This window comes from Brevibacterium sp. FME17 (assembly GCF_014897515.1).
Classification (GTDB): domain Bacteria; phylum Actinomycetota; class Actinomycetes; order Actinomycetales; family Brevibacteriaceae; genus Brevibacterium.
The window spans coordinates 94,649-112,567 of record NZ_JABUYD010000006.1 but is presented as its reverse complement, the minus strand read 5'-3'; the positions used below and the strand labels follow the sequence as shown (position 1 = coordinate 112,567).

Genomic DNA, 17,919 nt, shown 5'->3' with positions numbered 1-17,919 from the left:
CGAACCTCGGCGATGATCCTAGGATGGGATCATGACGACCAACGACGCTGTGACTGCTCTCCTCGACGCCCGCCGACTGCAAGGCCTCCTGACGAACCAGAGCGGCCATGTCATCGCTCAGTACTCCTTCCTCAACGCCGAGGGCAACACCTACCTCTCCCATCTCGCCGACATCGGCGAGGACAGTCCTCGCCGGATCACCCGGGGAGATCAGTCCATCGGCGCGGCCGCGATCAGCGAGGCCGGAACCATCTATTTCGCAGCCAAACGCACCGGTGAAGACGGCAAGGACGCACAGAGCCCGAGCCTCTGGGCCCTGCCCGAGTCCGGGGAGGCACGCAAGCTCGCCGATCACGACGGCGGATTCTCCCGAATCGAAGTCAAAAGCCAATCCCTGATTGTCCAGTTCCCCGTCCACACCTGGGCCGCGAACGAGGACGAACACCAGGAATTCAGCGAAGAACGCAGCGAATCCAAGGTCAGCGCCATCCTGCATTCCGGGTTCCCCATCCGCCGGTGGGACCACGACCTGGGCCCGGGCCGAGACACTCTGGCGATCGCAGACCTGGACACGATCGGCGACGAGTTCGGCGAGGATCTCTCCGCGGACCTCACGCGCGAGGCCGCCGATTCCGAGGCAGTCGGTTCCGTGGAGTCTGGTACCGACGCAGATTCCTCCACCGGCCTGACTTTTCGCTATCTGCCTCTGCCGCCCGGTCGCCTCGTGGACTGGGCCGTCGATGACGAGGCGCGCTTCGTCCTCGTCCAGGTCGAGAAGCCGATCCCCGGCCAGCTCGAAGCCAGCGAGATCTGGCAGATCGACCTCCACAAACATGCTGCACCTCGCCTGCTGATTGAGGCTGCCGCCGATCACGGGTACGGCATCGATGCCATCAGCCCCGATAGAACCCGCGCCCTGGTCACCCGGGAGCAGTTCTGGACGTCGACGACGAACCTGTCCGCCACGCTCATGGTCCTCGACCTCGACACCGGGTCGCTGAACCCGGTGTGGCCCGAAGCAGATCATTGGTTCGACCCAGTCTGGGCCGATGACTCCACCATCGTGGCCAGCGCCGACGATCACGGCCGGGGCAGCGTCTTCATCGGTGATGTCAACGACGAACAGCCTCGGCGGCTGGTGGGCGGTCCCGGTCAGAAATATACGTTTGCGGGACTGCAGGTGCAGGGACTCACTGTCGTGGCGACCGCCTCGGCGATCGACGTCGCACCCCTGCCCATCGCTATCGACCTGGTCTCGGGCCAGATCAGCGAGCTCGCGAACCCGGCGACCGTCATCGACGGGACCGGCACCCTCACCGAGGTGGCGGCAGTTGGTGACGACGGCACCGCAGTGCGCGCCTGGTTGGCACTGCCCGAGGGGGAAGGCCCGTTCCCGCTCGTCGTCTTCGCCCACGGCGGGCCCTGGGGATCCTGGAACTCCTGGACGTACCGATGGAATCCGGGACCGTTCGTGTCCGCCGGATACGCGGTGCTGCTGCCGGACCCGGCGATCTCCACAGGCTACGGCCAGTCGATGATCGACCGCGGCCAGCAGGAGCTGGGCGGGGCACCCTTTACCGACATCCTCGCCCTGACAGACGCGGCCATCGAACGGACCGACATCGATGCCGAACGCACAGCTCTGGCCGGCGGGTCCTACGGCGGTTACATGGCGAACTGGGTGGCCGGACACGCCAGCGACCGGTTCGCCTGCATCATCACCCACGCCTCCCTATGGAACACGACGTCGATGGGTCGGACCACGGACAACGCCTCCTGGGACGTAGCTATGAGGAAGCAGGCGGGAACGTACTCACCGCACCTGTTCGCCGATCGGATCGAGGTGCCGATGCTCGTCATCCACGGCGACAAGGACTACCGGGTGCCGATCGGGCAGGGCCAGGAACTCTGGTACGACCTGCTCTCCCGGTCCAAGACTCCGCTGGATGCAGAGGGACTCACTCAGCACCGTTTCCTGTACTTCCCCGACGAGGGCCATTGGGTGGCCGGCCGCGGCAACGCCGAAGTCTGGTACCGCACGGTCCTGGCCTTCCTCGACAAACACGTCCTGGGTATCGACGCCGAGCGCGCCCGCACGCTGGGGTGAATTCCAGCCCGCAGGTCGACGAGGCACCAGTGTCGTCGAAACACACAAGAGCGCACGTGAATACTATCTGTCAAGACGGAAATGTGCCATGATTATGATTGTTTGATCATCAATACAATCAGGAGTGTGATCGATGTCGGGTCTTGGTGAGTTCATGGCAGAGGAACTGCGGAGTCAGCCGGAGACATGGGAGCGGACCCTGCACGTCGCTGCCTCCGCTGCTGCCCAGCCGCAGGACGGAGAGCGGGTCGCGGTCATCGGCTGCGGGTCCTCGTGGTTCGGTGCGCAGGTGTTCGCGTCCCTGCGAGAGACGCAGGGCAAGGGCGAGACCGATGCCTTCACCGCCAGCGAGTACCCCACGCATCGGAGCTACGACCGCATCATCGCGATCTCCCGGTCCGGCACCACCACCGAGGTCGTCGACGCACTCGAGAGTCTCGGCTATCGCACACCGGTCACCGCCATCGTCGGCAGCGACGGATCGCCGATCGCACAGCGCGCCACGGACGTCATCGCCCTTGATTTCGCCGATGAGCGATCCGTCGTCCAGACGAGGTTCGGCACCTCAGCCATCACAGCCATGCGCTCTTGGCTGGAGCAGGGGAGCCAGTTGGAGACCGCGATACAGGACGCGAAGACCCTCCTAGCAGGAATTTCGCCCGACTTCTCCGAATTCGAGGACAGCATCCTTGACGCTGAACTCCTCGACGCCGAGCAGTTCAGCTTCCTGGGTCTGGGGTGGACGTGGGGTCTGGCCAACGAGGCCGCGCTGAAGCTGCGTGAGTCCGCGCAGGCCTGGACCGAGTCGTACTCGTCGATGGAGTACCGCCATGGGCCCATCGCCATCGCCGAGCAGGGGCGTGTGACCTGGCAGCTCGGTGATGCTCCGGCAGGGCTGCGCGAGCAGGTCGAGGCCACGGGGGCCAGATTCGTCGAATCCGACCGCGATCCCTTGGCCGAGCTCGTGCGTGTGCACGCGCTCGCACTCATCAGGGCCCGCCGCCTCGGCGTCGACCCCGACAATCCGCGCTCACTGACACGGTCTGTGGTCCTGGACGAATGACGGCTCGCGCAGAGATCCTCCGCGTGGCGCAGAGGCTGAGCCTGGGTGCCGGTCCGGTGGCGCTCGCCGTCGATGTCGGAGGCACCGGGATGAAGGCTGCGCTCTTCGACTCCACCGGGAGGATCGTCGACGCGCTGAGTGCACCCACCCCTGAATGCACACAGAGCGCGGCGGCGGAGGTCATGGATGTCATCGCGGACTTCCGTTCAACCCTCGCCGAGGGCAACCCAGAACACGCCATCGCCGAGGCGGCAGTGGTCATCCCCGGAATCGTCGACGAGGCCAGCGGGACCGGAATCCATTCCGCAAACCTCGGGTGGCGCAACGTGCCGTTCCGATCGCTGCTGAGCCAGATCCTGAATCTCGACGTCAGGCTCTCCCACGATGTGCGATCAGCCGGAAGGGCCGAATTCGAGCTGATCGAGCACACTCCCGACGATGCCGTGATGATCACCATCGGCACAGGCATCGCCGGAGCGATCCGAGTCGGCGGTCGCCTGATCTCCGCGGGCGGCTATGCGGGAGAGGTGGGTTTCACCGAAGTCACCGTCGACACCGCCGAGGGACTGTTCCGGGGACCGATCGAGCACATCGCCTCGGCGTCGTCGATCGCGAAGCGGTACTCCCAGCGCAGCGGGACCACGGTCGCAGGATCCTTGGACGTCCTCGACGCCGTGCACTCGGGTGATCCGATTGCACATGAGGTGTTCGCCGAAGCGGTCGAGGCTCTCGCCGCGATGTGTGCGCAGATCGCGGCAGTGATCGCGCCGGAGACGATCGTGCTGGGAGGCGGCTTGAGCGGGGCCGATGAACTTCTCGACGGAGTGGAGGCGGCGTTGCGGCCGCGGCTGGACTTCCACCGGATGCCGAGCATCCGCCGTGCTGGCTTGGGCCCCGTCGCCGGACTCATCGGCGCCGGGCTGCTGACGAGGGATGCGGCATGAGTGCCGGGCACGCAGAAGCGCGCGCCGCGGATGCGCCGCGCGTGGTCACCGCGACGCTCAGCCCCGCCTGGGACATCACCGTCACCGTCTCGCGCTTGGACCTGGGACGCTCGCACCGAATCGGCCCCGCAGCAGGCAGGCTCGGCGGTAAGGGAATCAACGTGGCCCGTGTCCTCGCCGACACCGGAATCGGAGCCTATGTGCAGGGCCCTGTGGCAGACGAGCACCGGCCCGAGGCCGCCCGCTCGGCCGAGGTCGAAGCTTCGACCGGTGGCACACCGGTGTGGGATCTCACTCCGACTCCCAGCAGGCTGCGATGCAGCTATGCCGTCGTCGAGGGGTCCGGACGTGCCACCGTACTCAACGAGACAGCCTTTGAGCACCCACCCGAGGTGTGGGAAGCGCTGACGGATTCCATCAGTCGACGCCTCTCCGAGCCGGCAGTGTCCGTGCTCGTCCTCTCCGGCTCAACCCCGGCAGACTGCCCCGAAGACTTTCATTCCAACCTGGTGACAGCGGCGCATGCGGCCGGAGTCAGCGTCATCGTCGACACCTCAGGGCCTGGACTGCTCCGAGCGGCTCGGGCCGGTGCCGACTGGGTGAAACCGAACGCGGAGGAACTGAACGAACTGTTCGCCGATGTGGACCTGATCGCCTCGGCGGGGGAGCTGGTTCGTGCCGGCGCAGGCCACGTCCTCGTCTCCCGCGGGGAGGAGGGGATGGTCCTCGTCGACCGGACCGGGCCGCGCTCGAGCGCGCGTCTGGGCAGGGTCCTGCAGGGCAATCCCACGGGAGCCGGTGACGCCGCTGTGGCAGGCGTGGCCCGGTGTCTGGCAGCGAAGTCGCAGGGTCCTGAGCCAGCTCGGCTGCCTGATGAAGACGTTCGCGCCATCCTCAGGGAGGCGGTCGCGCTCTCTGCCTCTGCGGTGCTCATGCCCCAAGCGGGCCAAGTCCACCCCGAGTGGCAGAACCTGCGACACGAGGTCGTCATCACGAAGGAGCAAGCATGACCAGGGCCGCTACGATCGAACTGCTGACCAGCACGGACGCCGCCATCGGTGCATTCAACGTCATCCACCTGGAAACCGCCGAGGCGATCGCGGCTGGCGCTGAAGAGGCAGATGCGCCTGTCATCATGCAGATCTCCGAGAATTGCGTGAAATACCACGGCAGCCTGACCCCGATCGCCCGCGCCGCGATGGCCATTGCGGAATCCGCGCGGGTTCCGATCGCCGTCCACCTCGATCACGCGACCGACGTCGATCTTGTGTCCGAGGCCCTGGAGCTCGGCTTCGACTCCGTGATGTATGACGGAGCGCATCTGAGCTTCGCGGAGAACTGCGCGGCCACTGCCGAGGTGGTCCGTCATGCCCATGAACGCGGAATCGGCGTCGAAGCGGAGCTGGGTGAGATCGGCGGCAAGGACGGTGCCCACGCACCCGGTGTGCGCACCGACCCGAGTGCGGCAGCGCAGTTCGTGACGGAGACTGGAGTCGATGCGCTGGCTGTGGCCGTCGGCACCTCGCATGCGATGGTCGAGCGGACCAGCCGCCTCGACCTCGAACTCATCGCGAAGCTGGCCGTCGGAGTGCCGGTGCCCCTGGTTCTGCACGGCTCCTCGGGCGTCGCCGATGATGAGATTCGCCGTGCTGTAGCCGCGGGCATGGCCAAGATCAACATCTCCACCCACCTCAACAAGGTCTTCTCAGGCTCCGTGCGCGCGACTCTGGATGCTCACCCGGACATGGTCGACTCACGGAAGTACCTCGGACCCGCACGTGACGCCTTCGCAGCCGAAACGGCCCGCCTGATCCGTCTCCTTTGCAATCCCATGGGCGAGGACAGAGACTGATTCTATGAGCACGCGTGAGGACCGCCTCGACTCGATCTTGTCGAAACTCGACCGGGAGACAACCGTCGGCGTGGAGGCACTCAGCCAGGAGCTGGGCGTCTCCCTGGCCACTGTCCGCCGTGACCTTGACCTGCTCGAACAGCGCCGGCTCGTCGAACGCACCCACGGGGGCGCCACCAGGCGCGCCGTCGACTATGACCTGTCGCTGCGCTACAAGGAGGCAGCCTCAACAGAGGCGAAGGCGGCGATCGCGCGAGCGGCAGTTGACCGGATCTCCCCGGGCTCCGTGATCGGACTCTCCGGGGGCACGACCACGTTCATGGTCGCCGACGCCCTGAGTCGACGCGACGATCTCCTGCGCGACCTCACCATCGTCACCAATGCGGTCGACATCGCGAACAGACTTGCCATCCACCCGGGCATCAAGGTCATCGTGTGCGGGGGAGTCATCAACACCTCGAGCTTCGAACTCGTCGGCTCCTTCGTCGACTCCGTGCTGCGCAGCATCTGGCTCGACCTGGCGTTCGTCGGCGTCCACGCGATCTCCGCCTCCGCCGGGGGTATGACAGCCAACGAGGACGAAGCCTACGTCAACCGACTGATGGCCGAACGTGCCGAGCAGGCCATCGTCGTCGCCGACTCCTCGAAGTACGGCAGACGATCCTTCGCCTCGGTCGGCGGCACAGAAGTCTTCCAGACGATCATCACCGACTCCCAGCTCGAGGCAGGCGCTGCCGACGAATTGGTCCAGGCCGGGTACGACGTCGAGCTCGCACCGATGCACCAGGAGAGCCCATGAGCGCACAGCCTGCCGACGCGCCCGCGGACACGATCATCCACAACGTCATCATCCTCGACGGCGATCCGGCCGGCTTCACCTTAGAGGGCGCCGATGACTGGCTAGCCGCGGCCGACGGCACCGTCATCTCACGCGGCCGCGGTTCGGGCTGGCAGGACCTGCCCGCCTCGGCGAGAGTCCAGACCATTGACGCAGGAGGAGCGTATCTGGCCCCCTCCTACGTCGACATCCACTGCCACGGGGCAGGGGGATCGAGCGCCGAAGACGGGGAGGCCGGACTCAGCGAAGTGCTCGCAGTCCATCACCGGCACGGAACTCGGGCGCTCGCCCTCTCCTACGTCTCGGACACGATCGAGGGACTCTGCAGCTCGCTGAGCGCAGGAGCAAGGCTCTGCCATGACAACCCTGCTGTGCTCGGTCTCCATGCCGAGGGTCCGTTCCTGTCCCCGGACTTCAAGGGTGCGCACGCTCCTGAAATGCTCACAGCTCCCACCCCCGAGGCGGTCGAATCGATCCTTACGGCTGCTGACGGAACGCTGGCTCAGATCACGATCGCCCCCGAACTGCCGGGTGCCTTCGACGCGATCTCACGGTTCGCCTCGGCGGGGGTGAGCGTGGCCATCGGGCACACGGGCGCCGGCTACGAGGAAGCGGCACGAGCCTTCGACGCGGGCGCGAGCATCCTCACCCACACATTCAACGCGATGCCCGGAATCCACCACAGGGCACCGGGCCCGATCCTCGCCGCAATAGAGGCAGGACACGTCACGCTGGAACTCATCAACGACGGAGTGCACGTGGCGGCGCCGCCGGCGCGAATGTTGGCGACCTTGGCTCCTGGGCGGATCGCGCTGATCACAGATGCTATGGCCGCGACTGGGATGGCTGATGGGGACTACATGCTCGGAGCGCTGCCGGTACAGGTGGAGGATTCCGTGGCCCGACTGTTGGGCGAGGACGGTGCGACGGGCTCCATCGCCGGGTCCACGCTGACGATGGACGATGCGGTGATGAGAGCGGTGGCTGAGGTGGGTATGAGCCCGCTTGAAGCCGTCCAGGCCGCGAGTCTGGTACCGCTGCGGGCACTGGGACTCAGCGCCGATGACCAGCACAGTCTGCTGGGCCTCGGAATGCCCGCTGACTACCTGCTGCTGAACGCGGACATGAGCATCCAGCCTGAGAATCTGGCACGATAGGAGACATGGATGCCCTGCTCCTCATTGACACCGACGACGCCAGTTACACCTCCGACGAGAACGCCGAGATCTTAGTCGACATCGTCGGCCGCACTCGCACGGTCGGCGGTGTGCTCATCTTCGCCTCAACGAAGGACGAACTCGTCGACGTCGACGATGAGGAACTGTCCATCTTCGTCCCCGACGAGGAAGATCTCGTGCTGCGATCGGAGAAGCCCGACGTCTTCGACGGCATCCGCGACCTGGCCCCCGGCCTCCACGACATGGGCGTTGACCGCATCGTCATCGCCGGTGGTGACGTGGACACAATCGAGGCTCTCGACGACGCAGAAGATGAATCGGACGACACCTCCGACGACACGGACGCGGCAGGCGACAATGACGACGCCGGTGCCAGAGACCTGCCGGGATCGGTCCGTGCTTCGGCGATGGCCGCACTCGTCTGCAACTTCGACGTCATCATCCTCTCCGACGCGGTGATCGACCCCGAGGGGCAGCCGGTGACCTGGCTGGGCGAGGCCGAAGAGGCCGGAGCCATGGTCAAGAAGACCGCCGACACCTGGTTGAGGATGTAACTTCTCTGGCGTCTGATGCCCTCTTGGTTCTACACTGAGTAGAAGTTTTGAGTCTTCTGAGTCTCACCCCTGATGTCAGTCGTGTGCGCAGCCCCAAGAGAGGAGAGGCATGACCGGGTCGAATAAGTCGGTTCGTGCTCTCTTCGCCGCGCTCATTACGACCCTGCTGGCCGTGCTCATGCACGTCGGCGCGGGCGGTACGACCTCTCCCCTCGGCATCGTGATCGTCTTCGTCTTCGTTCTGTGGGCTGCAACGATCCTCGCTGGCCGTCGCCTCGGGTATCTGGCGCTGGGGTCACTGCTCGGTCTGGGGCAGATCCTCATGCACCTGTCGATGGGTTGGTTCACTGCCGCGCCCGCTTCCACCGCTGCCGCGACGACCGGATCGGCCATGGGCCACCAGCAGCACATGAACCACGGGACCGGTGCCCTCGACCTGGGTCAGATTGCTCCGATGTCGCATCCGATGTCGCACATGGTCGGTGACGGGACGAGTGCAGGTCTGGCCATGGTGCTCGCGCACCTGGCCGCGGTCCTCGTCACCGCGGTGGCTCTCAAACGCGGCGAAGACATCATTCTCACCATCCTGCAGCTGGCACTGGGACCGATCGCCACCGCACTCCGCGCCCTCGCCGAGGCGGTCGGTGTCCTGGCCGAATTCCCTGGCCGAGTCGCCCAGGGCGAAGTCGTTTTGCCCCAGGCCATCACCTCTGCCGTCATCGGTTCCAATTACCGCCGCGGTCCGCCCGCACTCGTCTGACCTCAGAGCATCACAAGCGGCGGAAACTCCGCCGACTCACACATCATTGGTGACAGCCATGCACCGTCGCAGACGACCCGTGCCGTGTGCCCGATCGTGTCCATACGACTGATCGCGCCTGATCGGGTCGGCGCCCGATTGCGTCCGCGTCGACGCAAGTCGCGACCCGTGCCCGGCTGCACCGACAAGCTGAAAGTGCAGACGAAATGCGAAAGAACACCACCTTGATGGCCACCATGTCAGTTGCCTTCATGATCGGGCTCAGTGCCTGTAACCAGAGCCAGGCAAGCGAGCCCGAAGAGGCGAGCAGCTCCCAGATCAGCGTCGACTCCCTGAGCCTCGACGACGCCTGGGTCAAGGCCGCCGACGACGGCATGACCGCTGTATTCGGAGAACTCAAGAACAACAGCGACAAGGACATCAACCTCGTCGCTGCGAAGTACGATGACGCCGACCAGGTCCAACTCCACGAGACTCTCGAAGACAACTCGGGAGGAATGTCGATGCAGGAGAAGAAGGGCGGCTTCACGATCCCTGCGGGTAAGTCCCTGAGTCTCAAGCCCGGTGGCGATCACATCATGGTCATGGGGTTGGCGAAGCCGATCAAGCCGGGTGAGGAGATCTCACTCGACCTCGTCACCGCCGACAAACAGACCATCCCGGTGACCGCCATCGCCAAGGACTACTCCGGGGCGCAGGAGAACTACGCCCCTGGCGAGGCCGACGACGAGGGCGACGGCTCAGACAGCGACCACAAGGACGTGGACCATAAGGACATGGATCACGGGGATATGGATCACGACGAGATGGACCACGGAGATCACGGTGACCACTGAGTCCGCAGAACCCGCACCTCGTCATCACGGGTTCAGCCGCCGGCGCCTCATCGCTTCGGCGGCTGCGGCCGGGGGAACAGGAGTCGTCGGCGCCGTCGCAGGCTTCGGGGTGGGACGATCCGTTGCTGGTGACCGTGCTGAAGCCGCACCGTCCAGAGACCTCAGCGGAGCCAACGGCCCGGTCACCGAACCGTTCTACGCCCCACATCAGGCTGGAGTCGAGACCCCACCCCAGGCGCACGCGCTCTTCCTGGCATTGACGCTGAAACCCGGCATCAAGGCCACCGACGTGACTCGCTGGCTGAGGCTGCTCACCGCCGATGCCGCGGCACTGACACAGGGGAGCGGTCCACTGGCTGACTCCGAACCCGAACTCGCCCATGACCCCGCGCGCCTGACAGTCACCTTCGGATTCGGACGCGGACTGGTCAAGCTGGCGGGTGAGAAATCCGTGCCGAAATGGTTGGGCCCGCTGGAGAAGTTCCCCATCGACGATCTCGACCCCGACCGCTGTACAGGGGATCTGCTCCTCCAGATCTGTGGTGATGACCCTCTGACCCTGGCACATGCCCAACGGATGCTGTGGAAGGATTCCCGGAACTTCGCCGAGGTGGCCTGGCAGAGAGAGGGATTCCGCCGTTCCTACGGCAGCCAAGGGGAGGGAAGAACCCAACGAAATCTCTTCGGGCAGTTGGACGGGACGGCCAATCCCGGGCCTGGATCTGAGGACTTCGCTCGTATCATCTGGGGGCAGGGGACCGGACAGTCCGATGCAGTCCACTCTGCACGCGGGGCACCGCCGGACAACCTCGGCGATCATCTGCCGGAGTGGATGCGCGGGGGAACAACCCTGGTGCTGCGCGACATTGCGATGAACCTCGACACCTGGGACAAGGCTGATCGGCCCGCGCGGGAGTTCGCGACCGGGCGAACACTCGACACCGGGGCACCGCTGTCCGGTTCCGACGAGTTCGATGTCCCCGACTTCGAGGCGGTCGACAAGCGAGGACTGACGAAGATCTCGGCGGCCTCACATGTGGCTCGGGCGCGCGATGGTCTGGGTCCCGAGACACAGATCCACCGGCGCACGTTCAACTATGGAACAGGTGCCGGTCAGGGCGCGGGATTGCTGTTCGCTTCGTTCCAGGCAGATATCGACCGGCAATTCCTTCCGATCCAACGCCGCCTCGCCGAGGTGGATCTGCTCAACGAATGGACCACTCCGATCGGGTCGACCGTGTGGGCGATTCCGCCAGGAGTCAAAGAGGGGGAGTACATCGGGCAGAGCCTCTTCGAAGGGTGATTCAGAACAGTGTTGGGGGAAGTGCATCCTCGAACTCGAGCAGCCAGCGTTTCGTGGCCACCCCCTCGCCACGACGGCCGCCTGAGTACCCGCCGAGGCTGTCGCTGGCGACGACACGATGGCAGGGGATGACCAGAGGAAGTGGATTCATCCCCATGATGCTGCCGATTCCTCTGGCATGGATTCCGGTTCCGCTGCGTTGGGCGAGTTCGCCGTAGGTGACGGTGGTGCCGAATTCGACAGTGTCATTGAGAGTAGTGAGGACCTGTCGCGCAGTCGCGGAGATCGGGCCGAGGTCCAGACGCAGGTCGAAAGTGGTGAGACTGCCGTCGAAATAGGCGCGTAGTTGTCGAAGCGCTTCGGCCAGGAGCGGATTGGATGCATTGAGGTCCGGGACAACGGCGTCGCTGCCTGTGCTGTCGTCGGGCTCAACCCACTTCACACGGACGATGGACTGCCCATAGCTGGTGACGGTGATGGGACCGACGGGTGTGGTCATCGTCGTCTGGGAGAGATCGTCGTCCTCGGCTTCAGTGCGGGGTGCCTCGATCGGATCCATCTCAGGTCTCCTCAGCATCGTCGGATCGGCTCTAGTGGTGGCATTCTCGCAGAAATGCTGGAGCCTTCTACTGCCAACCTAGCGCACACGTGTGGCCCGGTCGATGACAACCGGGCCACACGCATTCGGCATTCAGCCTTCGAGCTTGCCAGCTCGGAAGTCCTTGGCGAAAGCTGGATTGTCACCCAGCCATTCAGCAACCGCCTTTTCAGGTGTCTCCCCGTTGTATTCGTCCTCGGAGAACATGAGGGCTTCCAGGTCTGCCAACTGTTCCTCGGTCATTGCGAAGTTCTTGACCGCCTGAGAGACATAGGGAAACTTCTTCACTGAGTCCTTGTTTCCAACGTTGTACAGGATCTCTTTGTCACCGAACGAATCTTTCGGGTCGTCGAGGTCACGCATGGGGAACTTGCTGTAGGCCCAATGTGGGTGCCATAAGGTGACCGCGACGTTGTCTCCTGCATCGGTGGACTTCTTCACTTGGGCCAACATGGCCGGTGTCGACGAGATCTTATATTCGTATCCTTCGAGACCGTAGTCGGGAATGACCTCTTCCTTGGTCACTTTCGTCAGTCCTGCTCCCGCTTCGATTCCGTAGAGGGTGTTATCGTAATCGTCGCCCATGGTCTTTAGATCGTCGATGGTTTGGGCAGGGGAATCTTCATTGACGGCGATGGTGTTCTGGGCCGCACCGTACCAGCAGCCTTGCAGATCGATATCGTTCTTGACTCTGTCGTAATAGCTTGCGTGGGTCGTGGGCATCATCATGTCCATATGGAAGTCGATGTCGCCCCGCCCCACAGCACTGTAGGCGGGTCCTGCTTCCAACTCATGGACCTCGACCTCGTAACCATCCTGCTCGAGCAGATTCTTGATGGTGTAGACGCTGGCAAAGGTTTCGTCCCATCCGTTGAAGACCGCGAACTTCACCTTCTTGTCATCATCGGCCTCAAGCGACTCCAGGTCAGCGCCGTCCGCGCCCGGCGCGCATTTCGACCAATCCTTATCACCGGCAGCAGAATCGTTGTCGTCGCCGTATCCTCCACCGCTGTTGCTCGCTCCGCACGCTGACATCATCAGCACGGCTGCGGCGGCGATTCCGCCGAATCGTAAGAACTTCTTGGTCTGCATGACTACTCCTTGTCCATTTGTTTCCCGAGGCGCGGGCGCTGTCGGCAGCGCTGAGAAGATGCCTGAGCGGCCAGGCGTTGCTAACGCGTCTCGTTGCAGCAAGTGAGGGAGGGTTGCAGATAGACGTCTGCAACCCTCCCTCACTGCGATCTCTTCTTGCTCAGTCAGTTCCCTGACTGATGTCGGACTTGTGATCCCGGCAAGTTCGCTTATTTGGCGAGTTCGCCCTTCTTCCACTGGTCGACGAAGTCAGGGTTTTCCTTCAGCCATTTGGCGACGGCCTTTTCGTGGTCCTTGCCGTTGTAGTTGTCCTCGGAGAACATAAGGTTCTCAAGGCTGGCGAGGTGGTCGTCGTCAAGGACGAGGTTCTGGAGCAGCTGTGAGACATATGGGTGCTCTTCGGCTGCGTCCTTGCCGGAGAAGCTGTACACGCGCTCGGCGTCTCCCATGGCATTCTTCGGATCCTTGAGGTCACGAACTGGGAAAGCATCGTAGGCCCAGTGCGGACGCCACAGTGTCACTGCCACGTTCTCATCGGCATCGGTCGACTTCTTCAGCTGTGCGAGCATGGCTGGGGTCGACGAAATCTTGTAGTCGAGGTCCTCGAGACCGTATTCCGGAATCGCCTTTTCCTTCGTGGTCTCAGTCAGACCTGCACCGGCTTCGATTCCGTAGAGTGTGTTGTCGTACTCATCGCCCATCGTTTTGAGGTCTTCGATGGTTTTGGCGGGAGAGTCCTCGTTGACGGCGATGGTGAGCTTGGCATTGTCATACCAGCAACCATGATCAACCATCTTGTCGCCGAACTTCTCCAAGTAGCTTGCGTGGGTCAGCGGCAACCAGGTGTCGGTGACAAAGTCGACGTCGCCCTGGGTGATGCCCGTATAGGCAGGACCGGCATCCAACTCCTGGGTCTTGACCTTGTAGCCGTCGGCTTCGAGGACGTTCTTGATCAGATAGGTGGTGGCATATGACTCGTCCCAGCCGTTGAACACTGCGAACGAAACATCCTTGTCATCATCAGTCAGGTCGCTGGCGTCCTTGGAGCCGTCGCCGGGTGTGCAGTTCGCCCAATCCTTGTCCGATGCAGACTTTGTCTCTTCACCGCCGGCGCCGCCCGAATTCGATGCACCGCAGGCAGTCAATGCGAGGGCACTTGCTGCCAAGACACCGCCAAGTTTGATCAACCGAGACATTTTATTAGTTCATCCTTCTTCATTTTTGTTCTGTTGAGAGTCGCCGGGAGCACAGGCAATCGCACGTGCGGAAGAAAGGGGCAGCATCGCAAGTCATCAGCTTGCAATACTGCCCCTCGTCGCATGACAGCAAACTGTCATCGACGGCAAGCTCGCTTATTTGGCGAGTTCGCCCTTCTTCCACTGGTCGACGAAGTCAGGGTTTTCCTTCAGCCATTTGGCGACGGCCTTTTCGTGGTCCTTGCCGTTGTAGTTGTCCTCGGAGAACATAAGGTTCTCAAGGCTGGCGAGGTGGTCGTCGTCAAGGACGAGGTTCTGGAGCAGCTGTGAGACATATGGGTGCTCTTCGGCTGCGTCCTTGCCGGAGAAGCTGAAGATCCTCTCGGCGTCTCCCATGGCATTCTTCGGATCCTTGAGGTCACGAACTGGGAAAGCATCGTAGGCCCAGTGCGGACGCCACAGTGTCACTGCCACGTTCTCATCGGCATCGGTCGACTTCTTCAGCTGTGCGAGCATGGCTGGGGTCGAGGAGATCTTGAATTCGAGGTTGTCGAGACCGTATTCCGGAATCGCCTTTTCCTTCGTGGTCTTCGTCAGACCTGCACCAGCGTCGATTCCGTAGAGTGTGTTGTCGTACTCGTCGCCCATCGTTTTGAGGTCTTCGATGGTCTTGGCGGGAGAGTCCTCGTTGACGGCGATGGTGAGCTTGGCATTGTCATACCAGCAACCATGATCGACGAGGTCATCACCGTACTTCTCGATGTAGCTCTCGTGGGTCAGCGGCAGCCAACCGTCGGTGAAGAAATCGATGTCGCCTTTTGCCACACCGGTGAACATCGGTCCAGCGTCGAGCTCGTCGGTCTTGACCTTGTAGCCGTCTTCTTCCAGGACGTTCTTGATGAGATATGTGGTGGCGTACGACTCATCCCAGCCGTTGAAGATTCCCAGCGATACTTCCTTCTTATCATCGCTGATATCTGCAACGTCCTTGGAGTCATCGCCAGGCTTGCAAGCTGACCAGTCTTTGTCGCTGGCCTTGGTCTCGTCGCCCCCGCCTGCTTCCTCGCCACCTGAGTTCGAGGCACCGCAAGCGGTGAGGGCGAGGGCGCTGGCAGCAAGAATGCCGCCCAGCTTGGTTAGTGTTCTCGTTTTCATGAGATGCTCCTTCATTTCTTGAAATGTGTGGATCAGGAAGATGCCTTGCGTGCCCGTTCAATCGGTGTCCTCTGTCCGAGGGCAGCGGTCACACGGTCGAGGAAGATTGCCACGACGACCACCGCGAGGCCAGCCTCAACGGCGAGTGGGACATCAAGTTGGCTGATGCCGCCGACGACGGCGCCACCGAGTCCGCCCGCACCGACCATGCCGGCGAGGACGACCATCGACAGGGCGAGCATGATGACCTGGTTGACGCCGGCCATGATCGTCGGCATCGCCAGAGGGATCTGAATCTTGCTGAGGATGTGTCCTGGGGAGGCGCCGAACGCTTGCCCGGCTTCAACGACCTCGGTGTTCACCTGGCGGATCGCAAGCTCAGTGAGCCTGACGCCAGGGGGCAGGGAGAAGATGATTGTTGCGATTGCGCCTGGGGTCTGGCCGATGCCGAACATCAGGATCGCCGGCACGAGGTAGGCCAGAGCAGGCATCGACTGCATGAAGTCAAGTATCGGTTTGACGACCGTTGACACCCAGCTGATCTTCGCAGCCAGGATACCGAGTGGGATCGCGATGATCAGCGCGACTATGACTGCGACGAGCACCAGCGCAAGGGTCGACATCGTGTTGTCCCACTGGTCGAGTGTGCGCACGAAGTAGAAGCCGATGAGGGTGAAGAGTCCAAGCTTCCATCCCGATGCGAAATAGGCGATGATCGCGAGAATGACGATCATCACAAAATAGATCGGGGATGAGAAGACGAGGTAGAGAACGTCGTAGAGGCCACCGAGAACGAAGTTGATGAAGTCCAGCAGCCCTTGGAACGCTTTCGTGAACCAGTCGAGGAAGTCGCTGACCCAATCACCGAGCGGAATACGCGGATTCATGAAGTTCATCAGAGGTCCCTCCCTTCTGCGTCATTGTTGGCTTCGACGGCATCACCGGTGGAAGTCGACTCCGTCGGGAGCGTGTATTCCTGAGCGAAAGCCGCACCCTTTTCAGAATCGTTATCGCCAGCGGTCGGTGATTCGACCATCGGCTCCGGTGCTTCTTGGACCGTCGGGAGCTCTCCTGTGGCAGGACCGGGATCGGCCATCGAGTTGAGGAGCGCGACTCGGGGCACGATTCCGAGCAGTCGGCTATTCTCATCGACGACAGTCAACGGCACCTTGGCTGTGGAGCTTGGTGCGAAGAGTTCGGACAGCGGAGTGTCCGGACTGACGGTGATGAGGTCTGTCTTCTCCACGATGTCGCGGATCGTCTGATGGCCTTCCTTGGCAGCCTTCACCACAGTGCGATCACTGACCAGTCCGAGGACAGTGCGGTTATCGTCGAGGACGAGGAGTCCCGAGGAATTGTTGTCCTCAAGAGTCTTCATCGCCAGGCGGGGACCTGCCTCAACGCTGATCGTGGCCTTGGTCTCGCGCATGATCGACGATGCGGTGAGCACGCGAGTGCGATCGACGTCCTGAACGAACTCGGCAATATAGTCATCTGCGGGTTCGGTGAGGATCTCTTCCGCGGTACCGATCTGGACGATCTTGCCGTCGCGCATAACGGCGATACGGTCGCCGAGGAACATTGCCTCATTGAGGTCGTGGGTGATGAAGATGATTGTCTTGTTCAGGCGTGACTGGAGTTCGACCAGCTGTTCCTGCATTTCGCGCCTGATCAAGGGGTCAAGAGCGGAGAATGCTTCATCCATAAGCAGAATGTCAGTTTCGGCCGCAAGTGCGCGGGCCAGGCCGACGCGCTGCTGCATGCCGCCCGACAGCTGCTGCGGGTATTTATCGCCCCAACCATCAAGACCGACAGTCTTCAGCCATTCTTCAGCCTTTTCCAGGCGTTTGGCCTTCGCCATGCCTTGGACCTCAAGAGCATAAGCTGCGTTCTCGCGGACCGTGCGGTGGGGCAGCAGCGCGAAGTGCTGGAACACCATCGAGACGTGTTTTCCGCGGACCTTTCGGATCGTAGACGCATCAGCTTTGGCCAAATCGGTGCCGAGGACCTCGACGGATCCGGCTGTGGTCGACCACAGGCCATTGAGCGTGCGGATCAATGTCGATTTGCCGGAACCTGACAGTCCCATGACGACGAAGATTTCGCCTGCTTCGACTTCAAAGCTGGCATCGATGACTGCGGCTGTGCCGAGTTTGGTGAGGTCTTTGCGGTCTGCGCCCTGTTCGAGTCGTTTGACGACCTCGTTCTGGCGCTTGCCGAAGACCTTGTAAACGTTTGACGCTTTGACAACGCTCACGCGATTCCTCCTTGCATTCTTGACTCTCCGCAAGAACGAGAGGCTTCACCCCCGTTTTGCGATGCGGTGGTGGTCGATCCGAACTGGTTGGATCGCACACTCGCCTCACCGCACACGGATATCTCACTCCCTATTGTAGTTTTGTTCAGGAATTTCGGAAGAGGCTTTGTCGATAGAACGCGGTGT

Annotated in this window: 17 protein-coding genes; 11 read left to right on the top strand and 6 right to left on the bottom strand. The window is 62.6% G+C overall.

The window, feature by feature from the left end:
- The first annotated feature begins 31 nt into the window (after window positions 1-31).
- From INT40_RS07915 to INT40_RS07865, 11 genes are all read left to right on the top strand, one after another.
- Window positions 32-2,107, top strand: coding sequence for an alpha/beta fold hydrolase (locus INT40_RS07915; RefSeq protein WP_193095872.1), 2,076 nt, complete (start codon window positions 32-34; stop codon window positions 2,105-2,107).
- 154 nt (window positions 2,108-2,261) lie between these two features.
- A complete protein-coding gene (locus tag INT40_RS07910; protein ID WP_226830945.1) occupies window positions 2,262-3,170 on the top strand; it encodes an SIS domain-containing protein in 909 nt (302 codons plus the stop codon).
- Entirely contained in the window at window positions 3,167-4,114 is a 948-nt protein-coding gene (locus tag INT40_RS07905; RefSeq protein WP_101571584.1) for an ROK family protein, read from the top strand. The genes INT40_RS07910 and INT40_RS07905 overlap by 4 nt, the downstream gene beginning before the upstream one ends.
- The gene (locus INT40_RS07900; protein WP_193095871.1) at window positions 4,111-5,124 is read left to right on the top strand and encodes a 1-phosphofructokinase family hexose kinase; all 1,014 of its coding nucleotides are present in this window, start codon (window positions 4,111-4,113) and stop codon (window positions 5,122-5,124) included. The genes INT40_RS07905 and INT40_RS07900 overlap by 4 nt, the downstream gene beginning before the upstream one ends.
- The gene (locus INT40_RS07895; RefSeq protein WP_101571580.1) at window positions 5,121-5,966 is read left to right on the top strand and encodes a class II fructose-bisphosphate aldolase; all 846 of its coding nucleotides are present in this window, start codon (window positions 5,121-5,123) and stop codon (window positions 5,964-5,966) included. The genes INT40_RS07900 and INT40_RS07895 overlap by 4 nt, the downstream gene beginning before the upstream one ends.
- 4 nt (window positions 5,967-5,970) lie before the next feature.
- The gene (locus tag INT40_RS07890; RefSeq protein ID WP_101571578.1) at window positions 5,971-6,765 is read left to right on the top strand and encodes a DeoR/GlpR family DNA-binding transcription regulator; all 795 of its coding nucleotides are present in this window, start codon (window positions 5,971-5,973) and stop codon (window positions 6,763-6,765) included.
- Window positions 6,762-7,961, top strand: a complete 1,200-nt coding sequence (locus INT40_RS07885; RefSeq protein ID WP_193095870.1) for an N-acetylglucosamine-6-phosphate deacetylase — start codon at window positions 6,762-6,764, stop codon at window positions 7,959-7,961. The genes INT40_RS07890 and INT40_RS07885 overlap by 4 nt, the downstream gene beginning before the upstream one ends.
- Window positions 7,962-7,966: 5 nt before the next feature.
- Window positions 7,967-8,536: a hypothetical protein gene (locus INT40_RS07880; RefSeq protein WP_193095869.1), complete on the top strand. Its 570-nt coding sequence runs from the start codon at window positions 7,967-7,969 to the stop codon at window positions 8,534-8,536.
- A gap of 109 nt (window positions 8,537-8,645) precedes the next feature.
- The gene (locus tag INT40_RS07875; protein ID WP_193095868.1) at window positions 8,646-9,296 is read left to right on the top strand and encodes a hypothetical protein; all 651 of its coding nucleotides are present in this window, start codon (window positions 8,646-8,648) and stop codon (window positions 9,294-9,296) included.
- A 206-nt stretch (window positions 9,297-9,502) separates the two neighbouring features.
- Entirely contained in the window at window positions 9,503-10,132 is a 630-nt protein-coding gene (locus INT40_RS07870) for a copper chaperone PCu(A)C (protein WP_101571570.1), read from the top strand.
- Entirely contained in the window at window positions 10,122-11,435 is a 1,314-nt protein-coding gene (locus INT40_RS07865) for a Dyp-type peroxidase (RefSeq protein WP_257930122.1), read from the top strand. The genes INT40_RS07870 and INT40_RS07865 overlap by 11 nt, the downstream gene beginning before the upstream one ends.
- A 1-nt stretch (window position 11,436) precedes the next feature.
- On the opposite strand, the gene INT40_RS07860 is transcribed toward INT40_RS07865, so the two are convergent.
- The 6 genes from INT40_RS07860 to INT40_RS07835 all read right to left on the bottom strand — a co-directional run bounded on the left by INT40_RS07860 (window position 11,437) and on the right by INT40_RS07835 (window position 17,733).
- Window positions 11,437-11,994 (bottom strand): methylated-DNA--[protein]-cysteine S-methyltransferase, encoded by a 558-nt coding sequence (locus INT40_RS07860; protein ID WP_219618861.1) that lies wholly within the window; start codon window positions 11,992-11,994, stop codon window positions 11,437-11,439.
- A 132-nt stretch (window positions 11,995-12,126) separates the two neighbouring features.
- The gene (locus tag INT40_RS07855) at window positions 12,127-13,125 is read right to left on the bottom strand and encodes a glycine betaine ABC transporter substrate-binding protein (RefSeq protein WP_193095867.1); all 999 of its coding nucleotides are present in this window, start codon (window positions 13,123-13,125) and stop codon (window positions 12,127-12,129) included.
- A 209-nt stretch (window positions 13,126-13,334) separates the two neighbouring features.
- On the bottom strand, window positions 13,335-14,321 hold the full coding sequence (locus tag INT40_RS07850; RefSeq protein WP_101571566.1) for a glycine betaine ABC transporter substrate-binding protein: 987 nt from the start codon (window positions 14,319-14,321) through the stop codon (window positions 13,335-13,337).
- Window positions 14,322-14,477: 156 nt separating this feature from the next.
- The gene (locus INT40_RS07845) at window positions 14,478-15,476 is read right to left on the bottom strand and encodes a glycine betaine ABC transporter substrate-binding protein (protein WP_193071562.1); all 999 of its coding nucleotides are present in this window, start codon (window positions 15,474-15,476) and stop codon (window positions 14,478-14,480) included.
- Window positions 15,477-15,508: 32 nt separating this feature from the next.
- Window positions 15,509-16,372: an ABC transporter permease gene (locus INT40_RS07840; protein ID WP_101571562.1), complete on the bottom strand. Its 864-nt coding sequence runs from the start codon at window positions 16,370-16,372 to the stop codon at window positions 15,509-15,511.
- The gene (locus tag INT40_RS07835; RefSeq protein WP_101571560.1) at window positions 16,372-17,733 is read right to left on the bottom strand and encodes a quaternary amine ABC transporter ATP-binding protein; all 1,362 of its coding nucleotides are present in this window, start codon (window positions 17,731-17,733) and stop codon (window positions 16,372-16,374) included. The genes INT40_RS07840 and INT40_RS07835 overlap by 1 nt, the downstream gene beginning before the upstream one ends.
- Window positions 17,734-17,919: the final 186 nt, after the last annotated feature.